Origin of the sequence: Pseudomonas sp. NBRC 111143 (genome assembly GCF_001320965.1) — a bacterium.
GTDB lineage: Bacteria > Pseudomonadota > Gammaproteobacteria > Pseudomonadales > Pseudomonadaceae > Aquipseudomonas > Aquipseudomonas machongensis.
The window spans coordinates 12,445-31,664 of record NZ_BCBT01000050.1; the positions used below are offsets into that span (position 1 = coordinate 12,445).

At 63.7% G+C, this 19,220-nt stretch carries 19 protein-coding genes and 1 tRNA gene; 12 read left to right on the forward strand and 8 right to left on the reverse strand.

Going from position 1 to position 19,220, the window contains the following annotated elements:
• Window positions 1-1,275 carry a uracil-xanthine permease family protein gene (locus APH44_RS22405; RefSeq protein WP_054894598.1) on the forward strand — a complete coding sequence of 425 codons (1,275 nt, stop codon included), beginning with the start codon at window positions 1-3 and terminating at the stop codon, window positions 1,273-1,275.
• 60 nt (window positions 1,276-1,335) lie between these two features.
• Here the strand turns inward: APH44_RS22405 and hemH are convergent, their stop codons facing one another.
• Together hemH and APH44_RS22415 are read right to left on the reverse strand one after the other, a co-directional pair.
• Window positions 1,336-2,349, reverse strand: a complete 1,014-nt coding sequence (gene hemH, locus APH44_RS22410; protein WP_054894599.1) for a ferrochelatase — start codon at window positions 2,347-2,349, stop codon at window positions 1,336-1,338.
• Window positions 2,350-2,362: 13 nt separating this feature from the next.
• A complete protein-coding gene (locus tag APH44_RS22415; RefSeq protein WP_054894600.1) occupies window positions 2,363-3,268 on the reverse strand; it encodes a TIGR01777 family oxidoreductase in 906 nt (301 codons plus the stop codon).
• A gap of 187 nt (window positions 3,269-3,455) precedes the next feature.
• On the opposite strand from APH44_RS22415, the gene APH44_RS22420 reads away from it, so the two are divergent.
• The 5 genes from APH44_RS22420 to APH44_RS22440 all read left to right on the forward strand — a co-directional run bounded on the left by APH44_RS22420 (window position 3,456) and on the right by APH44_RS22440 (window position 8,528).
• Window positions 3,456-4,442, forward strand: coding sequence for an NAD(P)/FAD-dependent oxidoreductase (locus APH44_RS22420; RefSeq protein WP_054894601.1), 987 nt, complete (start codon window positions 3,456-3,458; stop codon window positions 4,440-4,442).
• Between the two features lie 94 nt (window positions 4,443-4,536).
• Entirely contained in the window at window positions 4,537-5,502 is a 966-nt protein-coding gene (locus tag APH44_RS22425; protein ID WP_054894602.1) for a DUF523 and DUF1722 domain-containing protein, read from the forward strand.
• Window positions 5,492-6,361 (forward strand): MerR family transcriptional regulator, encoded by an 870-nt coding sequence (locus APH44_RS22430; RefSeq protein ID WP_054894603.1) that lies wholly within the window; start codon window positions 5,492-5,494, stop codon window positions 6,359-6,361. Before APH44_RS22425 ends, APH44_RS22430 begins: the two co-directional genes overlap by 11 nt.
• A 23-nt stretch (window positions 6,362-6,384) precedes the next feature.
• Window positions 6,385-7,812 (forward strand): deoxyribodipyrimidine photo-lyase, encoded by a 1,428-nt coding sequence (phrB, locus tag APH44_RS22435; RefSeq protein ID WP_054894604.1) that lies wholly within the window; start codon window positions 6,385-6,387, stop codon window positions 7,810-7,812.
• 11 nt (window positions 7,813-7,823) lie between these two features.
• Window positions 7,824-8,528: an SDR family NAD(P)-dependent oxidoreductase gene (locus APH44_RS22440; protein ID WP_054894605.1), complete on the forward strand. Its 705-nt coding sequence runs from the start codon at window positions 7,824-7,826 to the stop codon at window positions 8,526-8,528.
• Window positions 8,529-8,565: 37 nt separating this feature from the next.
• Here APH44_RS22440 and APH44_RS22445 read toward each other — a convergent pair whose 3' ends face one another.
• From APH44_RS22445 to hemA, 6 genes are all read right to left on the reverse strand, one after another.
• A complete protein-coding gene (locus APH44_RS22445) occupies window positions 8,566-9,084 on the reverse strand; it encodes an acyloxyacyl hydrolase (protein ID WP_054894606.1) in 519 nt (172 codons plus the stop codon).
• 117 nt (window positions 9,085-9,201) lie between these two features.
• Window positions 9,202-10,002 carry a glutamate racemase gene (gene murI / locus APH44_RS22450; protein WP_054894607.1) on the reverse strand — a complete coding sequence of 267 codons (801 nt, stop codon included), beginning with the start codon at window positions 10,000-10,002 and terminating at the stop codon, window positions 9,202-9,204.
• Window positions 9,995-10,750 (reverse strand): molybdopterin-synthase adenylyltransferase MoeB, encoded by a 756-nt coding sequence (locus tag APH44_RS22455; protein ID WP_054894608.1) that lies wholly within the window; start codon window positions 10,748-10,750, stop codon window positions 9,995-9,997. Before APH44_RS22455 ends, murI begins: the two co-directional genes overlap by 8 nt.
• Window positions 10,744-11,574, reverse strand: a complete 831-nt coding sequence (gene prmC, locus APH44_RS22460; RefSeq protein ID WP_054894609.1) for a peptide chain release factor N(5)-glutamine methyltransferase — start codon at window positions 11,572-11,574, stop codon at window positions 10,744-10,746. Before prmC ends, APH44_RS22455 begins: the two co-directional genes overlap by 7 nt.
• Window positions 11,574-12,656 (reverse strand): peptide chain release factor 1, encoded by a 1,083-nt coding sequence (gene prfA, locus APH44_RS22465; RefSeq protein WP_054894610.1) that lies wholly within the window; start codon window positions 12,654-12,656, stop codon window positions 11,574-11,576. The genes prmC and prfA overlap by 1 nt, the downstream gene beginning before the upstream one ends.
• Entirely contained in the window at window positions 12,653-13,930 is a 1,278-nt protein-coding gene (gene hemA, locus APH44_RS22470; protein ID WP_054894611.1) for a glutamyl-tRNA reductase, read from the reverse strand. Before hemA ends, prfA begins: the two co-directional genes overlap by 4 nt.
• A 271-nt stretch (window positions 13,931-14,201) precedes the next feature.
• On the opposite strand from hemA, the gene APH44_RS22475 reads away from it, so the two are divergent.
• From APH44_RS22475 to APH44_RS22500, 6 genes are all read left to right on the forward strand, one after another.
• Entirely contained in the window at window positions 14,202-15,929 is a 1,728-nt protein-coding gene (locus tag APH44_RS22475) for a tetratricopeptide repeat protein (protein ID WP_054894612.1), read from the forward strand.
• Window positions 15,930-15,932: 3 nt separating this feature from the next.
• Window positions 15,933-16,550 carry a lipoprotein insertase outer membrane protein LolB gene (gene lolB, locus APH44_RS22480; RefSeq protein ID WP_054894613.1) on the forward strand — a complete coding sequence of 206 codons (618 nt, stop codon included), beginning with the start codon at window positions 15,933-15,935 and terminating at the stop codon, window positions 16,548-16,550.
• A gap of 4 nt (window positions 16,551-16,554) precedes the next feature.
• Window positions 16,555-17,415 carry a 4-(cytidine 5'-diphospho)-2-C-methyl-D-erythritol kinase gene (ispE, locus tag APH44_RS22485; RefSeq protein ID WP_054894614.1) on the forward strand — a complete coding sequence of 287 codons (861 nt, stop codon included), beginning with the start codon at window positions 16,555-16,557 and terminating at the stop codon, window positions 17,413-17,415.
• Between the two features lie 20 nt (window positions 17,416-17,435).
• Window positions 17,436-17,510: transfer RNA gene (locus tag APH44_RS22490), tRNA-Gln, on the forward strand.
• Window positions 17,511-17,557: 47 nt separating this feature from the next.
• Window positions 17,558-18,499 carry a ribose-phosphate pyrophosphokinase gene (locus tag APH44_RS22495; protein WP_029614333.1) on the forward strand — a complete coding sequence of 314 codons (942 nt, stop codon included), beginning with the start codon at window positions 17,558-17,560 and terminating at the stop codon, window positions 18,497-18,499.
• 121 nt (window positions 18,500-18,620) lie between these two features.
• Window positions 18,621-19,220 carry a 50S ribosomal protein L25/general stress protein Ctc gene (locus APH44_RS22500; RefSeq protein WP_054894615.1) on the forward strand — a complete coding sequence of 200 codons (600 nt, stop codon included), beginning with the start codon at window positions 18,621-18,623 and terminating at the stop codon, window positions 19,218-19,220.

Consider the following 19,220-nt stretch of genomic DNA (forward strand, 5'->3'; position numbering starts at 1 on the left):
ATGCAGGACGGCTTCAACGACCCGCTGTGGCGCCAGGTCGTCTCGGGCGCGCAGATGCTCTTCGTGGCATTCGGCGCGCTGGTGCTCATGCCGCTGATCACGGGCCTGGACCCTAACGTGGCACTGTTCACCGCCGGTATCGGCACCTTGCTGTTCCAGCTGGTCACGGGCCGTCAGGTGCCTGTGTTCCTGGCATCGAGCTTTGCCTTCATCACTCCGATCATCCTCGCCAAGGGCCAGTTCGGCCTGGCCGCGACCATGGGCGGCGTGATGGCTGCAGGCTTTGTCTACACCTTCATGGGCTTGATGGTGAAGATCAAGGGCACGGGGTTCATCGACCGCATGCTGCCTCCGGTGGTCATTGGCCCGGTGATCATCTCCATCGGCCTGGCCATGGCGCCGATCGCCGCCAACATGGCCATGGGCAAGGGTGGCGACGGCGCCGCGCTGATGCCCTACAAGACCGCCATGCTGATCTCCATGCCAGCGTTGCTGACCACCTTGATCGTCGCCGTGTTCGGCAAGGGCATCTTCCGCCTGGTACCGATCATTGCAGGCGTGCTGGTGGGCTTTGCCCTGTCGTTCGCCTTCGGCGTGGTCGACACCGCGAAAATCGCCGCTGCCCCCTGGCTGGAACTGCCCAACTTCACGGCGCCAGAGTTCAACTGGCAGGCGATCCTGTTCATCGTTCCGGTGGCCCTGGCGCCGGCGATCGAGCATATCGGCGGGGTAATCGCGGTCGGCAGCGTGACCGGTCGCGACTACCTGAAAAAGCCAGGCCTGCACCGCACCCTGTTCGGTGACGGCCTGGCCACCACGGCTGCCGGCCTGTTCGGCGGCCCGCCCAACACCACCTACGCCGAAGTGACGGGTGCGGTGATGCTGACCAAGAACTACAACCCTAAGATCATGACCTGGGCTGCGGTGTTCGCGATCACCCTGGCGTTCATCGGCAAGTTCGGCGCGCTGCTGCAGAGCATTCCGGTGCCGGTGATGGGCGGCATCCTCTGTCTGCTGTTCGGTTCGATCGCGGCAGTGGGCATGAACACCATGATCCGCCACAAGATCGACCTCTCCGAGGCGCGCAACCTGGTGATCGTTTCGGTGACCCTGGTGTTCGGTATCGGTGGTGTGCTGATCGGCAGCGGCGACGGCCCGGACGACTGGGGCCTGAAGGGCATCGCCCTGTGCGCCGTGGTCGCCATTGCCCTGAACCTGATCCTGCCGGGCAACGACGGTTGGAAGAACAAGAAGCTGGATGACCAGTTGCCTTGACCAGGCGTTGAAACGAATCGGCCTCTTCGCGGGTTTACCCGCGAAGAGGCCATCACCCAATCAAGCCCTCTCGCACATCCCTGCCAATACCTGCGCCCACTGCGGGTGATCGTTCAGGCACGGCACCAGCACCAGTTCCTCGCCCCCCGCTTCGATGAACTGCTCCTTGCCACGATCGCCGATCTCCTCCAGCGTCTCGATGCAATCGGCAACGAAGGCCGGGCACATCACCAGCAGTTTCTTCACCCCCGCCTTGGCCAGTTCATCAAGCCGCGTCTCGGTGTAGGGCTCGATCCACTTGGCCCGCCCCAGCCGCGACTGGAACGAGGCTGACCACTTGCCATCGGGAATTCCTGCCGCCCTGGCGAACGCAGCAGCGCTGGCCAGACACTGCGAGCGATAGCAGACCTTGCGCACCTGGGCACAGGCCTTTTCGCAGCAGTTCGCGCTCTGGAAACAATGGGAGCCGGTCGGGTCAAGCTTCTTCAGATGGCGCTCGGGCAAGCCGTGGAAGCTCAACAGGATGTGATCGTATTCCTGCTCCAGGTATGGGCGCGCGCTGGTGACCAGGGCATTGATGTACTCGGGCTCGTCGTAGAAAGGCTGCAGCACCCGCATGTCGAACGGCAGTTGGCGGTCGGCGACGGTCTGGCGAGCCAACTCCACCACCGTGGTCACGGTGCTGTCGGCGAACTGCGGGTACAACGGCGCCAGAGTGACCTTGCGCACACCCTGCGCAGCAAGACGCTCCAGCACCTCTGGCAGCGCCGGTTGACCATAGCGCATGGCTATTTCCACCGGACCATGCGGCCAATGCGGGGTGATGGCCGCCTGCAGGCGGCGGGTCAGCACCACCAGTGGCGAACCCTCGTCCCACCAGATCGACGCATAGGCGTGAGCAGACTGCTCCGGGCGCTTGATCAGGATCAGCGACACCAGCAAGCGCCGCACCGGCCAAGGCAGGTCGATCACATACGGGTCCATGAGGAACTGGTTGAGGTAGCGGCGCACATCGGCGACCGAGGTGGATGCCGGTGAACCCAGGTTGACCAGCAGCAGGGCATGATCGGTCATGCAGCGTCCTATGTCAGAGGCGGTCGGACAGGTCGTCCAACGCCGATTGCAGATCGTTGAAGCGGAACGTGAAACCTTCGGCCAGCAGGCGCACCGGGCGCGCACGCTGGCCACCCAGCAGCAGGGTCGACAACTCGCCCAGGCCGGCCTTGAGCACCAGCGCCGGCAGCGGCAGCAACGCCGGGCGATGCAGTGCCCGCCCCAGACGCCTGGCGAACTCGCGGTTGCGCACCGGCTCCGGCGCGCAGGCATTATAGGGACCGCTGGCTTGGTTGTGCTGCAAGAGAAAATCAATCAGGCCGATCTGGTCCGCTATATGGACCCACGGCATCCATTGCCGACCGTCGCCGATCGGCCCACCAAGACCCAGCTTGAATGGCAGGCGCAGGCGTGAAAGAAAGCCTCCATCGCTGGCCAGTACCAACCCGGTACGCACCAGCACCACGCGCATGCCGAGGGTTTGCGCACGTTGTGCGGTCTCTTCCCAGGCGATGCACAGCTGGCTGGCGAAATCTTCTTTTACCGGCTGCGAGGCCTCGGTCAACTCACGCTCGCCACCATCGCCATACCAGCCCACAGCCGAGCCCGAAATCAGCACCCCGGGACGCTGCTCGCGGCGCTCCAGCCAGCTCAGCAACTGCTCGGTGAGGGTGACACGACTGGCCCACAACAGTTGCCGGCGTGCCGCCGTCCAGGGGCGATCGGCGATGGGCGCGCCGGCCAGGTTGACCACCGCGTCCAGCGGATCGTCCGGCTCCAGCTCCTCCAGCCGAGCGATGCCGCGCACGCCGCTGCCGCAACGTTTGGGCACCTGGCCAGGCTCGCGGCTCCACACCGTCAGGCGATGACCCTGGCTGAGCCAGAGCTGGCACAAGTGTCGGCCGATCAACCCAGTACCGCCTGTCAGCAATATATGCATGGCTGTGTCCTCACAAGCTGCGGCCATGGTCTATTTTTAAGATCAAGGCACTTTTTAAACCGATAGCTCTCGGATAAACATAGGCCAACCTGTCCTATCGAGCGGAATAACCTTATACAAAACCTCTGTATTGTACAGGTTTGTCTGACAGCGTAGTCTGCTTAAAGCAAGGTTCGAAGAGGCCATCATGACAGTACCTATTGCCATTATCGGTGCCGGTATCGCCGGTCTGTCCGCCGCCCAGGCCCTGCAGAAGGCCGGACAGAACGTCCACTTGTTCGACAAGGGCCACGGCAGTGGCGGGCGCATGGCCAGCAAGCGCAGCGACGCCGGCGCGCTCGACCTCGGCGCCCAGTACTTCACCGCTCGCGACCGACGTTTCGTCGAGCAGGTCCAGCAATGGGTTGCGGCCGGCTGGGTCGCGCAGTGGAAGCCGCGACTCTACAACTACCGCGACGGTGAACTGACCCCCTCTCCCGACGAACAGACCCGCTGGGTCGGCGTACCACGCATGAGCGCCATCACCCGCGGCCTGCTCAAGGATGTCACGGTCAACTTCGGGTGCCGTATCGCCGAGGTGTTCCGCGGCAAGCAGTACTGGCATCTGCAGGACACCGAGGGCTGCAGCCATGGCCCGTTCAGCCGGGTGGTGATCGCTGTGCCAGCACCGCAGGCCACGCCCCTGTTGGCGGCCACGCCCAAGCTCGCCGCGGTCGCCGCCGGGGTGCAGATGGAACCCACCTGGGCCATCGCTCTGGGCTTCCAGACACCACTCGACACCCCGATGCAAGGCTGCTTCGTGCAGGACAATCCACTCGACTGGCTGGCACGCAACCGCAGCAAACCCGGCCGCGATGAGCAGCTGGACACTTGGGTGCTGCATGCGACCTCCAGCTGGAGTAGCGAACACCTGGACCTCCCCAGGGAGAAAGTGATCGAGCAGTTGTGGGGCGAGTTCGCCGAACTGGTCGGCTGCGTGGTGCCAGCCCCCACCTTCGCCCTCGCCCACCGCTGGCTCTATGCGCGCCCCGCCGGTAACCATGAATGGGGCACCCTGGCCGACGCCGACCAGGGCCTGTATGCCTGCGGCGACTGGTGTCTGTCGGGACGCGTGGAAGGTGCCTGGCTCAGCGGCCAGGAGGCAGCGCGGCGCTTGCTCGAACACCTCGAGTAAAGTTGTACAAAAAATTTGTCTTGCATAAGTTTTTCGATGTGCTGGAATAGACCTGTACAACATTTTTGCCTTGTACAGGTCTACGGAGGCCACGATGAACTTTCCCCACTCGACAGGCAAACCCCGCATCGCCATCAGCGCCTGCCTGGCCGGGCAAGACGTGCGCTACAACGGCGGACACAAAGCCTCGGACCTGTGCCAGTCCCTCGATGAGCATTTCGACTGGCTGCCGCTGTGTCCGGAAGTTGCCATCGGCCTGGGCATTCCTCGCGACGCCATTCGCCTGGTCGGCGATCCACAGGCCCCGGAAGTGATCAACCCGCGCGATCCCGGTACCGATCTCGCACCACCCCTGCGTGCCTACGGCCAGCAGATGGCCGAGGCGCTCGACGACATTTGCGGCTATGTGTTCATGCAGAAGTCGCCCTCCTGCGGGCTGGAGCGGGTCAAGGTCTATCAGGACAATGGCCGTCCCTCCGTGCTGGGCGGGCGCGGCGCCTATGCCCAGGCGTTCTGCGAGCGCCGCCCGGACCTGCCGGTGGAAGAGGAAGGCCGCCTGCACGACCCGGTGCTGCGTGAAAACTTCATCAGCCGCGTCTACGCCTATGCCGACTGGCAGCACCTGCTGGCACAAGGCTTGAGCCGCGGAGCTCTGATTCGTTTCCACTCACGCTATAAATACTTGCTGATGGCCCACAACCCGCAGGCCTATCGCGAACTCGGGCGCCTGCTGGGCAGCATGAGCCGCGACGACGACCCGCTGCAGATCGGCCCGCGTTACTTCAGCCAGCTGATGCAGGCTCTGCGTCGCTGCGCCAGCCGCGGCACCCACAGCAACGTTCTGCAGCACCTGTGCGGCTATCTGCGCGATGCCCTGGACAGCAGCGACAAAGCCGAACTGCAGCGTCTGATCAACCAGTACCAGCAGGGTTGCGTGCCGCTGGTGGTCCCGCTGACCCTGCTCAAGCACCACCTGCGCATTCACCCCGACCCTTACTTGATGCAGCAGGCCTACCTGCAACCGCACCCGGAAAACCTGGGCCTGCGCAATGCACTCTGAAGACAGCTTGCCGATCGGTGAACTGGCCCGACGCACCGGCGTCAACCCTGTCACCCTGCGGGCCTGGGAGCGGCGCTACGGCCTGCTGGTACCCGAGCGCACGCCCAAAGGCCATCGCCTTTACAGCACACTGCATATCGAGCGAGTGCAGGCCATCCTGCAGTGGCTGGAGCGCGGCGCCTCGGTGAGCCAGGTGCGTGATCTGCTCGAAAACCGCAACGAAGCTTCGCCAAGGCTGGAGGGTGACTGGCAAGCTCGCTGCCAGCAACTGATCGAGGCCATTGCTGACCTTGCACAGCGCTCGCTGGACCAGCAACTCAACCAGGCCATGGCGCTTTATCCCGCCTCGACCCTGTGCGAGCAATTGCTGCTGCCGCTGCTCGAGCGCCTGGAGCAACGCTGGCGCAAGCACTTCGACGCCAGCCTCGAGCAGGCCTTCTTCCACACCTGGCTGCGCAGCAAGCTGGGCGCGCGGGTCTACCACGACAACCATTCGCTCGAGGGGCCGCCCGTGCTGTTGGCCACGACCCTCGACGCCCCCTTCGATGCTCGACTGTGGCTCTGCGCCTGGCTGCTCAGCAGCAGCGGCTTTGCCGTGGAAGTGCTCGAACAACCGGTCGGCTGCAAACAACTGCTGCACGCAATCGCCCGACTTGCCCCACGCGCCCTGGTGCTGCACCTGGGGCCGCGTATCGACCTCCAAGCACTGGCCCCGCTGCGGGATGTAACGCTGATGAAACTCCTGGGAGGTGCCAGCGTCTTCATTAACGAGGAGCGACTGCGGAGCCTGGAACTTCCGGCGCTGCAGCTCTTCGAGACTCCGCAGGGGGCATTGCGCCTGCTTCAGCAATCACGCTGAACCCGACTGTCAGAGACCCTGAGATGCAATTGATCTGGCTGCGCAGCGACCTGCGCATAAGCGACAACACCGCCCTCTCCACCGCCACCGCACAGGGGCCGACCATTGCCCTGTGGATCGCCAGCCCCGAGCAATGGCAGGCGCACGACGATGCGCCGAGCAAGGTCGACTTCTGGATACGCAACCTGCGCGACCTGCGTCAGGCTCTCGAACGCCTGAATATCCCGCTGATGATCCGCCATACCGACACCTGGCGACAGGTGCCCGAAACCGTGCTGGAGGTTTGCCGCATGCACAAGGTGCAGACGGTGCACTGGAACGATGAGTACGGCGTCAACGAAAGCCAGCGTGACCAGCGTACCCAGTCTTTGCTGGAGCGCTCCGGCGTGGCCACCCGCACGCACCTGGACCAGCTGTTCTTCCATCCCGGCACCCTGCTGACCAAGGCGGGCAACTACTTCCAGGTCTTCGGCCAGTTTCGCAAGGCTTGCCTGGAACATCTGCATCGCAGCCTGCCAACCCTTGCCCATCCCGTGAAACCACAGGCCCCGCTGGGCATCGCCAGCGACTCGATCCCCAGGCATATCGAAGGCTTCGACACGCCCGCTAAGGCCTTGCGCGACCACTGGCCTGCCGGTGAAGACGAGGCTCAGGGCAGGCTGTCGCGCTTCGTCGACGAAACCATCGACGACTACCAGACCCTGCGTGACCTGCCGGCCAGGCCCGGCACCAGCCAACTCTCGCCCTATCTTGCCGCCGGCGTGATCTCGCCGCGCCAATGCCTGCACGCCGCACTGTCGAGCAACCGTGGCGAATTCGACAGCGGCAGCCAAGGTGTACGGACCTGGATCGACGAGCTGCTCTGGCGCGAGTTCTACAAGCACATCCTGGTAGGCTATCCTCAGGTCTCGCGCCACCGCCCCTTCCGCGCCCCTACCGAGGCTCTGCCCTGGCGTGATGCGCCCGAGGATCTGGAGGCGTGGGAACAAGGCCGCACCGGTTTCCCGTTGATCGACGCGGCCATGCGCCAGCTGCTGCATACAGGTTGGATGCACAACAGGCTGCGCATGGTGGTAGCCATGTTCCTGAGCAAGAATCTGCTCATCGACTGGCGCAAGGGCGAGCGGCATTTCATGCGACACCTGATCGACGGCGACCTGGCGGCGAACAACGGCGGCTGGCAGTGGAGCGCCTCCACCGGCACCGATTCGGTGCCCTATTTCCGGATCTTCAACCCAGTGACCCAGTCGCAGCGTTTCGATCCAAAAGGACGCTTTATCCGCCATTGGTTACCAGAACTCACCCATCTGGATGACAAACACATTCATTTGCCTGTGAAATCTGCCGGACTATTTGATACAAATGGATACATCAGTCCGATCGTCGATCTGGACAGGAGTCGCCATAGGGCACTGGCGGCATTCAAGGCGCTACCCGCCTCCACCAACTGAAGGACACGGTATTGAGCAGTACGCGCAGGTTCTGGGTGACAGGGGCCAGCAATGGCGTAGGCCTCGCGCTGGTCGAACGGTTGCTCGAAGAGGGTCATCGAGTCGCCGCCAGCGGAAAGAATTGCCAGGAACTCGACACCTTGGCAGAGCTTCACGAGGCTCGCCTTCTGCGCCTGCCGGTGCACCTGCACGAGCTGGCCGAGGCGCAGGCGGCGGCCGAGCAGGTGCAGTCGCATTGGGGCGCATTGGACGTCTTGATCGTTAATGCCGGCACGTGCGACTACCTGCCAGACAGCCTACCTGCCAACGCGACAATGGAAGCCATCGTCAGCAGCAACCGGCGCGCCAGCGAGCATGTCTTGTCCAACGCACTGTCTTTATTGGCCAGAGGCGACAGGCCACAGGTGATGGCACTGTTCAGTCGCTATTCGACGCTGCAGCTGTTTGCGCCAGCGCAGAACCCGGCAGGGCACAACAGCCTGCCACAGTGGTTCCGCGAGCAACGCAAGGTCCTCGACGATCTGACGGTACAGCTTACGGTGGTTGCGCCGCAGTCGCTCAAGGCGCCTGTTAGCAGCAGCATGGCGATACCTGAATCCTGGACGGCGCAGAGCGCAGCAGAGGAGTTGGTGCGCAGGCTCGAACAACCCCAGGCCGAATTGGTGCTCGAAGTGATGGATCCGACCTTGCTGTGGCCACTGCCCAGGGAAGCTTGAGGTAAACACGGGGCGCTAAGCGCCCCGGTGATTCGGGTCAGAGCGCCATACGATAATGCAGCGAATAGCTCTCGACGCCATCATTGGGCTGCTTGATCCCGGCGTTGGAATAATGGATCGCGCGAACCCCGATCTCGTGCCCACCGGCAAAACGCAGGCCGAATCCGATACGGTCCTCGAACTGGAACGAGGAGCCCAGGTCATTGCTTTCCAGCTTGGTCCGCGAGAATGCCGCCACACCGATCCCCGCCTCGATGTAGGGTTTGACCGAGTCCCCGGCGAACTCGTAAACGAACACCGGCGCGAACGACAGGCTGTGATTGCTTGCTCGCTCGTCGCCATCCCAGAACGTGTAGGCGCCGTCCCAGTACCCAGTAATACGGCCTACGCTGGTCTGCCACCAACTGGCATCCCAGTTCGACTGCAGCCCCAGTCGGTAGACCATGGTGCTGTCGCCGGTCTGCCCCACCGACAACGAGACATCGGCCGCCTGCGCCGATACCGTCTGCCCCAACGCCAACGCGGCAACCACTGCCACTCCAAGCAAATGCCTCATGAGCCCGTCCTTCTTCCTGGTGTTGTTATCAAGTGTCTGCCTGTAAGTCAGGCTCAATGATAGAAATCAGCACTGGGACGATAGTTCAGCTTTGCCGGGGGAAATTTCACATTTTTTTTACAAGTCGAACGCACTGACCTGTTCGACCGAGGCGCCCCACAGAAGCGGGAGGATCTTGTGCAAGTGCTGCGTGTCGCCACTGCTGCAGAATTCGGCCTCACGCGCAGGCCCGTCGGCCAGCAGGTCGCGGGCCAGCAACAGGCGTTGCAACTGACGCGCCACGGCAGCACCGGTATCGATGATCGCCACCTCGGCCGGCACCATGTCGGCCAGCAGCGGGCGCAGGAAGGGATAATGCGTGCAGCCGAGGATCAGCGTGTCGCAGCCGGCAGCCAGCAGCGGCTGCACGTAGCCGAGCAACATCTGGCGTAGCAGTGGACTGTTCAGGTCACCGGCCTCGATCAGCTCGACCAGGCCAGGGCATGGCTGGGTGACCACCTGCACATCGTTGGCGAAGCGGTCGAGCAAGGCGGCAAATTTTGCACTCTGCAAGGTGCCGGTGGTAGCCAGGACGCCGACCACACCGGAGCGTGTCGCCGCAGCGGCCGGCTTGACCGCAGGCTCCATGCCCACCAACGGCCAATCGGGGTAGCGCTCCCGCAAGTCGGCCACAGCCGCCACGGTCGCGGTGTTGCACGCCAGGACCATGGCCTTGGCACCGCGTGCGTGGAAGAACTCGGCGATGCGCCGGCAGCGCTCACGGATGTAGTCGGGGGATTTCTCGCCATAGGGTACGTGGCCGCAATCGGCGACGTAGAGCAGCGACTCGTGGGGCAGCAAGCGCCGAATCTCGGCAAGCACCGACAAGCCACCGACGCCCGAATCCATCACGCCCACCGGCGCCGAGCGATCAGCCATGGCGATCGCCGCACACCGTGCAGGCCGGGTCTCGCTTGACCCGCAGCTCGCGCATGCGCGTGCCGAGGGCATCGATCAGCAACAAGCGGCCCACCAGGGGCTCGCCGAACCCGGCCAGCAGCTTCAGGGCTTCCAAAGCCTGCAAGCTGCCCACCAGCCCCACCAGCGGACCGATCACGCCGGCTTCGCTGCAGGTCAGCTCGGCCTCGCTGCCATGACCATAGAGGCAGTGATAGCAAGGGCTGTAGTCGCGCCGAGGGTCGAACACCGACAACTGCCCCTCCAGGCGAATGGCCGCGCCGCTCACCAACGGTTTGCCAGCAGCCACGCATGCGGCGTTGACCGACTCGCGAGTGGCGAAATTGTCGGAGCAGTCCAGCACCAGGTCCACCGCCGCCACCGCCGCAGCCAACGAGTCGTCGTCCAGGGCATGGCGATGGGCAACCAGGGTGACCTCCGGATTGATCGCCTGCAGACGCTGCAACGCCGAGTCGACCTTGGTCATGCCGACGCTGTCGCTGTCATGGAGGACCTGGCGTTGCAGGTTGGTCAGGTCGACCGTGTCGAAGTCGGCCAGGTGCAACTCGCCCACGCCGGCAGCCGCCAAGTAGAGCGCGACGGGCGACCCCAGGCCACCGAGCCCGACCACCAGGGCCTTGCTCTGTTTGAGCCGCAACTGGCCGTCGATATCCACCTGCGACAGCAGGATCTGCCGGCTGTAGCGCAACAGTTCCTGATCACTCAGCATGGCAGGCGCCCAAGGGAAATACGCTCGTGCCCACCCAGGTCGCGGCGGCTGTCCACCTCGATGAAACCGCTACCAACCAACAGGTCACGCACTGCGCCAGCCTGGTCGTAGCCATGCTCGAGCAACAACCAGCCGCCGGGCAACAGGTGCTGCGGCGCCTGGGCGATGATCAGGCGCAGATCGTCAAGGCCATCTGGGCCGGCCACCAGCGCACTGCTGGGCTCGAAACGCACATCGCCCTCGCTCAAGTGCGGATCTTCGGCGGCAACGTAGGGCGGGTTGCTGAGGATCAGGTCGAAACGCTCGTCGGCCAGGGCGTCGAACCAGTGGCTACTGCGCACCTGAACATTCATCAGGTGCAGGCGCGCGCGGTTGCGCTCGGCCAGGGCCACGGCCTCGTCGATGCGATCGACTGCCGTCACCTGCCAGGCCGGGCACTCGCTCGCCAGGGCCAGGGCGATGGCGCCGCTGCCGGTGCCAAGGTCAAGCACCCGGGCAGGTTTGGCAGGCACCCGTTCGAGCGCGGTTTCCACCAGCAACTCGGTGTCTGGTCGAGGGATCAGCGTGTGCGGCGCGACTTCAAGGTCGAGCTTCCAGAAGCCCTGCTGACCGAGAATGTACGCCACCGGCTCACCTGCGCGACGGCGTTCGAGAAAGGCCGCAAAGGCCTGCGCCGCCTCGCTGCTGACGATACGCTCGGGCCAGGTGTGCAGGTAGCTGCGCGACTTGCCCAAGGCAGCGGACAGCAACAACTCGGCGTCCAGGCGCTCGGTGGGCGAATCGGGCAATTGCGCATTGCGCAGCAGGCTGGCGATGATGGTCATCAGTCCCCCAGGGCGGCCAGTTGATCGGCCTGGTATTCGGCCAGCAAGGGTTCGATCACCGCATCCACACCACCGGCGAGTACATCGTCGAGGGAGTAGAGCGTCAGGTTGATGCGATGGTCGGTGACCCGACCCTGCGGGTAGTTGTAAGTGCGGATGCGCTCGGAGCGGTCGCCCGAGCCCACCAACAGCTTGCGCTCGCTGGCAATCGCATTCTGCGCGGCGCTGGTCTGCATGTCGTTGAGCTTGGCCGACAGCCACGACATGGCGCGGGCGCGGTTCTTGTGCTGGGAACGTTCTTCCTGGCACTCGACGACGATGCCGGTCGGCAAGTGGGTGATGCGGATCGCCGAATCGGTCTTGTTCACGTGCTGACCACCCGCACCCGAGGCGCGATAGGTGTCGACGCGCAGGTCGGCCGGGTTGATCTCGATTGCGGCCTGCTCGTCAGGCTCGGCCAGCACCGCCACGGTGCAGGCGGACGTGTGGATGCGGCCCTGCGATTCGGTTTCCGGCACGCGCTGCACCCGGTGCGCCCCGGACTCGAACTTGAGCTTGCCGTATACGCTGTCGCCCTCGACGCGGGCGATGATTTCCTTGTAGCCGCCGTGTTCACCCTCGTTCTCGGAGAGGATCTCCAGGCGCCAGCCACGCTTCTCGGCGTAGCGCGAGTACATGCGGAACAGATCGCCGGAAAAGATCGCAGCCTCGTCGCCGCCGGTGCCGGCACGGATCTCGAGAAACACGTTGCGCCCGTCGTTGGGGTCCTTGGGCAGCAGCATGCGCTGAAGCTGCGACTCCAGGACGACGAGTTGCTCCTTGGCTTCGCGCACTTCCTCCACGGCCATCTCGCGCAGGTCCGGATCGCTGTCCTTTAGCAGCGCCTGGGCGCCCTCCAGATCCTCCTGGACCTTGCACCACTCCTTATAGGCGACGAACACCGGCTCGACTTCGGCATATTCACGGGAATAGGCGCGGAAACGGGTCTGGTCGGAAATGACTTCGGCATCACCCAGCAGGGCGGTGAGTTCTTCGAAGCGGTCCTGGAGGATGTCCAGTTTTTTCAGCAGCGACGCTTTCATTGCGTGGGTTTGTCCGTCGAGCCCTCGTGGAGGGCAAAGAGTTCCTGGGCCATGGCCAGCGCATCGACGCGGCCTTCGGCAGAGAGCTTTTTCAGTTGCACGCTGGGCGCGTGCAACAGCTTGTTGGTCAGGCCGCGGGCCAGCTGGGCGAGTATTTCTTCGGGGTTACCGCCGTTGGCCAGCAGGCGCTGGGCTTTTTGCAGTTCCTCATCGCGCAACCGCTCGCTCTGCTGGCGGTAGGCCTTGAGCACGTCCACCGCAGCCAGCTCGCGCAGGCGCGCCATGAAGTCATCGGCACCGAGATTGACCAGCTCTTCGGCGGCCTGGGCTGCACCCTGGCGGCTCTTGAGGTTTTCGGCGACGACTTCGTGCAGGTCGTCCACCGTATAAAGATAGACGTCGTCCAGCTCGCCCACCTGCGGCTCGATGTCCCGCGGCACAGCGATGTCGACCATGAAGATCGGCTTGTGCCGGCGCTGCTTCAGCGCGCTCTCGACCGCGCCCTTGCCGAGAATCGGCAACTGGCTGGCGGTGGAACTGATGACGATGTCACTGTTGGCCAGTTCCTGCGGGATGTCCGCCAACAGCACGGCATGGGCACCGAACTGCTCGGCGAGGATGCTGGCGCGTTCGAGCGTGCGGTTGGCGACGACGATCCGCTTGACCCCCTGCTCATGCAAGTGGCGGGCGACCAGGGTGATGGTTTCGCCGGCACCGATCAGCAGGGCCTGGCTGCGGCCCAGGTCGGCGAAGATCTGCTTGGCCAGGCTGACGGCGGCGAAGGCGACCGAGACCGGGTTTTCACCGATGGCGGTGTCAGTGCGCACCTGCTTGGCGGCGCTGAAGGTGGCCTGGAACAGACGCCCGAGCAACGGGCCGATGGTGCCGGCCTCACGGGCCACTGCGAAGGCCGATTTCATCTGGCCGAGGATCTGGGGCTCGCCCAGCACCAGCGAGTCGAGCCCGGAGGCGACACGCATCATGTGTTTGACCGCATCGTGCTCTTCGTGAACGTAGGCACTGGCACGCAGCTCGTCGAGGCTCAGGCGGTGGTAGGCGGCCAGCCACTGCAGCACAGCGTCGGCGCTGAGCTGGTCCTGCTCTATATAGAGCTCACTGCGGTTGCAGGTCGACAGGATCGCCGCCTCGCGGCTGGCGGTCAGTCGGCAGAGCTGCTGCAGGGCATCGACCAGTTGCTCGGGCGTAAACGCCACGCGCTCGCGTACGTCTACCGAGGCAGTCTTGTGGTTGATACCGAGGGCGAGAAAGGCCATGCAAGGTCGCTGGTTGGGACGGGAAGCCGATAATTGTCCTACTTCGCAGGATTCAGGACAACCACCGTTCGCTATTGTCGTGATGAGCCTGGGCTATCGTGAGGCCTGGAGGCACGCCCCGAACCCAGCCAGGCATCTGCCGCAAACACGTGTGACAGTCGGCCTGCCCCCGAACATCACGCGCTCAGTGCGGTCACACACTTCGCGGGTGGGTTTGCCCCCGCGCTTGTGTCATCATGCTCCGACCGCCGGTTAGTCCACCAAAGCCTCTATGAACAGACCCTACGCATTGCTGCTTGCCTTCGCCCTGCTCCAGGGCTGCCAGAGCCTGATCCCGCACAAGAGCGAGGATCAGCAAGCTGTTGCCGAAGCCGACAAGCCCGAGGCGAAACCCCCTGTGGTGTATGGATCGTTCAAACAGGACACCCTCTACAGCCTGCTGGTGGCTGAACTTGCCGGCCAGCGCAACCGCTTCGACATTGCCCTGGCCAACTATGTCGACCAGGCACAGAAAACCCAGGACCCGGCCGTCTCCGAGCGTGCCTACCGCATCGCCGAGTACCTCGGGGCCGATGAACCGGCCCTCGATACCGCGCTGATCTGGGCCCGCAACGACCCGCAGAACCTCGACGCCCAGCGCGCCGCGGCGATCCAACTGGCCCGCTCCGGCCGCTACGACGACGCCATGGCCTACATGGAGAAAGTGCTCCAGGGCCAGGGCGATACCCACTTCGACTTCCTCGCCCTGTCTGCCGCCGAAACCGACCAGAGCACCCGCGACGGGCTGATGCAAAGCTTCGACCGCCTGCTGGTCAAGTACCCGGACAACAGCCAACTGGTCTTCGGCAAGGCCCTGCTGCTCAACCAGGATGGCAAGACCGAACAGGCACTCGAACTGCTCGAAAGCCATCCGCCACGCAATGGCGAAATCGCGCCGATCCTGCTGCGCGCGCGCCTGCTCCAGGCCCTGGACCGTGGCGGCGAAGCCCTGCCACTGCTGCGCGGGGCGATTCGCGACAATCCGGACGACAAGCGCCTGCGCCTCACGTATGCCCGTACGCTGGTCGAACAGGACCGCATCACCGACGCCAAGGCCGAGTTCGAGAGCCTGCTGCAACAGTACCCGGATGACGACGAGCTGCGTTATTCGCTGGCGCTGGTGAGCATGGAGAACAAGAACTGGGACGAGGCCGAAGGCTACCTGCAGGAGATGGTCGAGCGCGACAGCAACGTCGACGCCGCGCACCTGAACCTCGGGCGCATTCGCGAAGAACGCGGCCTCCCGGCAGCGGCCCTGCGCGAATACGCGCTGGTCGGCCCAGGCCCGGACTACCTGGCCGCGCAATTGCGCCAAGCCGATATCCTGATCGCCAACGGCCGCAGCGCCGAGGCCTCGCGCCACCTGGCCGAAGCCCGCGAAGCACAGCCCGACTATGCGATCCAGCTCTACCTCATCGAGGCCGAAACCCTGGGCAACAATGGCAAGGAAGCCCAGGCCGACCAGGTACTGCAGCAGGCCATCAAGCGTTACCCCGACGATCTCAACCTGCTCTACACCCGCGCCATGCTGGCTGAAAAGCGCGACGACCTGCCGCAGATGGAAAAAGACCTGCGTGCCATCATCGCCCGCGAACCGGAAAACGCGATGGCCCTCAACGCCCTGGGCTACACCCTGGCCGACCGCACCACACGCTATGGCGAAGCAAAAGCACTGATCGACAAAGCCCACCAGCTCACCCCGGACGACCCGGCAGTGCTCGACAGCCTGGGCTGGGTCAATTATCGCCTGGGCAACCTGGACGAGGCCGAGCGCCTGTTGCGCCAGGCGCTGGAGCGCTTCCCCGACCATGAAGTCGCCGCCCACCTCGGCGAGGTGCTGTGGGCCAACGGCAAGCGCCGCGAAGCGCGCCAGGTCTGGGCCAAGGCCTTCGCCGAACAACCCGACAGCCCTATCCTGCGCAAGACCGTCCTGCGCCTGACCGGATCCGAGAACCTTTAAATCATGCGTTTGCGTCATCTCATCACCTTCGCCCTGATCGCCCTGCTCACCGGCTGCGCCGGTTTCGGCACCCGTGAAGCCGTCCAGGGCAAGGGCAGCCCGCAACAGTGGCGCGAGCACAAGCAACAGCTGAGCACCCTCGACGGCTGGCAGATCAACGGCAAGGTCGGCATCCGCGCCCCGCGTGACTCGGGCAGCGGCACGCTGTTCTGGCTGCAGCGCCAGGACTACTACGACATTCGCCTGGCTGGGCCCCTGGGTCGCGGCGCCGCACGCCTGACCGGCCGCCCCGGCGGCGTGGTGCTGGAAGTGGCCAATCAGGGCCGTTACGAGGCAGCGAACCCCGAAGCCCTGCTCGAAGAGCAGCTCGGTTGGCGCCTGCCCGTATCGCATCTGGTCTGGTGGGTGCGCGGCCTTCCGGCCCCGGACAGCAAGAGCCAACTGACCCTCGATGGCGACAGCCGCCTGGCCCGCCTCACCCAGGACGGCTGGGAAGTCGAATACCTGAGCTACATCGAACAGAACGGCTACTGGCTGCCCGAGCGCCTGAAGCTGCACGGCGAAAACCTCGACGTCACCCTGGTGGTCAAGGACTGGCAACCCCGCCAGCTGGGACACTGATCCGATGCAAAGGCTCACCCTGCCCGCGCCGGCCAAGCTCAACCTGTGGCTGCACATTACCGGCCGACGCGCCGACGGCTATCACGAGCTGGAAACCGTGTTTCAGTTCCTCGACCACGCCGACCAGCTGAGCTTCGAGCTGCGTGACGATGGCCTGATCCGCCTGAACACCGAGATCGCCGATGTCCCCCACGACAGCAACCTGATCGTGCGCGCAGCGCGCAAGCTGCAGGAACAGTCCGGCACACAGCTGGGTGTCGACATCTGGCTCGACAAGGTCCTGCCCATGGGCGGCGGTATCGGTGGCGGCAGTTCCGATGCGGCCACTACCCTGCTCGCCCTGGATCATCTGTGGCAGCTCGACTGGCCGGTCGACCGCCTGGCTGCGCTGGGGCTGACACTGGGGGCCGATGTGCCGGTGTTCGTACGTGGTCATGCCGCCTTCGCCCAAGGCGTGGGCGAACAACTGACCCCGGTCGATCCGGAAGAACCCTGGTATGTCGTGCTGGTGCCGCAAGTGTCTGTCAGCACAGCGGAAATTTTTTCGCATCCAGAGTTGACACGTGATTCCCTCCCCCTTAAGATGCGCCCCGTTCCCGAGGGAAACAGTCGAAATGACTGCCAACCGGTGGTAGAGCAACGTTATCCAGAAGTTCGCAATGCGCTGAATTCGCTGGGTAATTTTACGGAAGCTCGAATGACCGGCACTGGAAGTTGCGTGTTTGGGGCCTTCCCAAGCAAAGCCGAAGCTGATAGAGTTCTGGCCCTTCTTTCAGAGACCCAAGCAGGGTTTGTGGCAAAAGGAAGCAATGTTTCGATGTTGCATCGCAAGCTGCAAAGTCTGATCAAGAAGTCGAGCGCATAAGCGTTCGCAGCAACAGATACAGGGGCGTCGCCAAGCGGTAAGGCAGCAGGTTTTGATCCTGCCATGCGTTGGTTCGAATCCAGCCGCCCCTGCCATTTTCCTTATACTCATCCAGGTTACCCTCAGCCTTCAGGTACTGCGCGTGTCCAAGATGATGGTCTTCACGGGGAATGCCAACCCCGATCTGGCTCGGCGTGTCGTACGTCAGCTGCATATCCCACTGGGTGATGTTTCTGTCGGTAAATTCTCCGACGGCGAAATCAGCACTGAGATTAATGAAAACGTCCGCGGTAAAGACGTCTTTATCATTCAGCCGACCTGCGCTCCGACCAACGATAATCTGATGGAACTGGTAGTGATGGCCGACGCCTTCCGCCGCTCCTCAGCTTCCCGAATCACCGCCGTGATTCCTTACTTCGGATACGCCCGCCAGGACCGCCGTCCGCGTTCGGCACGTGTAGCCATCAGCGCCAAAGTCGTCGCTGACATGCTCACTGTCGTGGGTATCGACCGTGTTCTCACCGTCGACCTGCACGCTGACCAGATCCAGGGTTTCTTCGATATTCCTGTCGACAACATCTACGGTTCGCCCGTACTGGTCGACGATATCGAAGACCAGCGTTTCGATAATCTCATGATCGTCTCCCCCGACATCGGTGGTGTGGTGCGTGCACGCGCCGTCGCCAAGTCGCTGGGTGTCGACCTGGGTATCATCGACAAACGCCGCGAGAAAGCGAACCACTCCGAGGTGATGCATATCATCGGCGACGTCGAAGGACGCACCTGCATCCTGGTAGACGACATGGTCGACACCGCCGGCACCCTGTGCCACGCGGCCAAGGCCCTGAAAGACCACGGCGCTGCCAAGGTCTACGCCTATTGCACCCACCCGGTTCTGTCGGGTCGTGCGATCGAGAACATCGAGAAGTCGGTGCTCGACGAGCTGGTGGTGACCAACACCATCCCGCTGTCCGCCGCTGCTCAAGCCTGTGACCGTATCCGCCAACTGGATATCGCACCGGTAGTCGCTGAAGCGGTCCGCCGCATCAGCAACGAAGAATCGATCAGCGCGATGTTCCGCTAAGCGGAACGCACGCTGACGAAAAGCGCCCCGCCCCGGCATCGATGTCGGGGCGGGGCTTTTTTGCCATCCCCGTCCGGCGCTGGTCGCAAACGCCCTCGGGGGGCTATTTTGGAGAAACAAAATGACTGATTTCACCCTGAACGCCCAAGCGCGTACTGACCTGGGGAAAGGTGCGAGCCGCCGCCTGCGTCACTCGCTGAACATCCCTGCCGTTGTCTACGGTGGTAACAAGGACGCCGAGTCCCTGACCATCCTGGCCAAGGAAATCACCAAGCTGTTCGAAAACGAAGCTGCCTTCAGCCACGTTCTGGAACTGAACGTCGACGGCAAGAAGCAGAACGTCATCGTCAAGGCCCTGCAGCGCCACCCGGCCAAAGGCTTCATCATGCACGCCGACTTCGTTCGCGTCGTTGCTGGCCAGAAGCTGACCGCCAAGGTTCCGGTTCACTTCGTTGGTGAAGAAGCCCCGGTCAAGAAAGGCGGCGAGATCTCCCACGTAGAATCCGAGATCGAAGTTTCCTGCGAAGCCAAGGACCTGCCTGAGTTCATCGAAGTCGACCTGTCCAAGGCCGAAATCGGCACCATCATCCACCTGTCGGACCTGAAAGCTCCGAAAGGCGTAGAGTTCGTCGCTCTGGCCCACGGTGATGACAAAGCCGTTGCCAACGTTCACGCTCCACGCGTGTCCGCTGAAGCTGCTGAAGAAGGCGCTGCCGAGTAA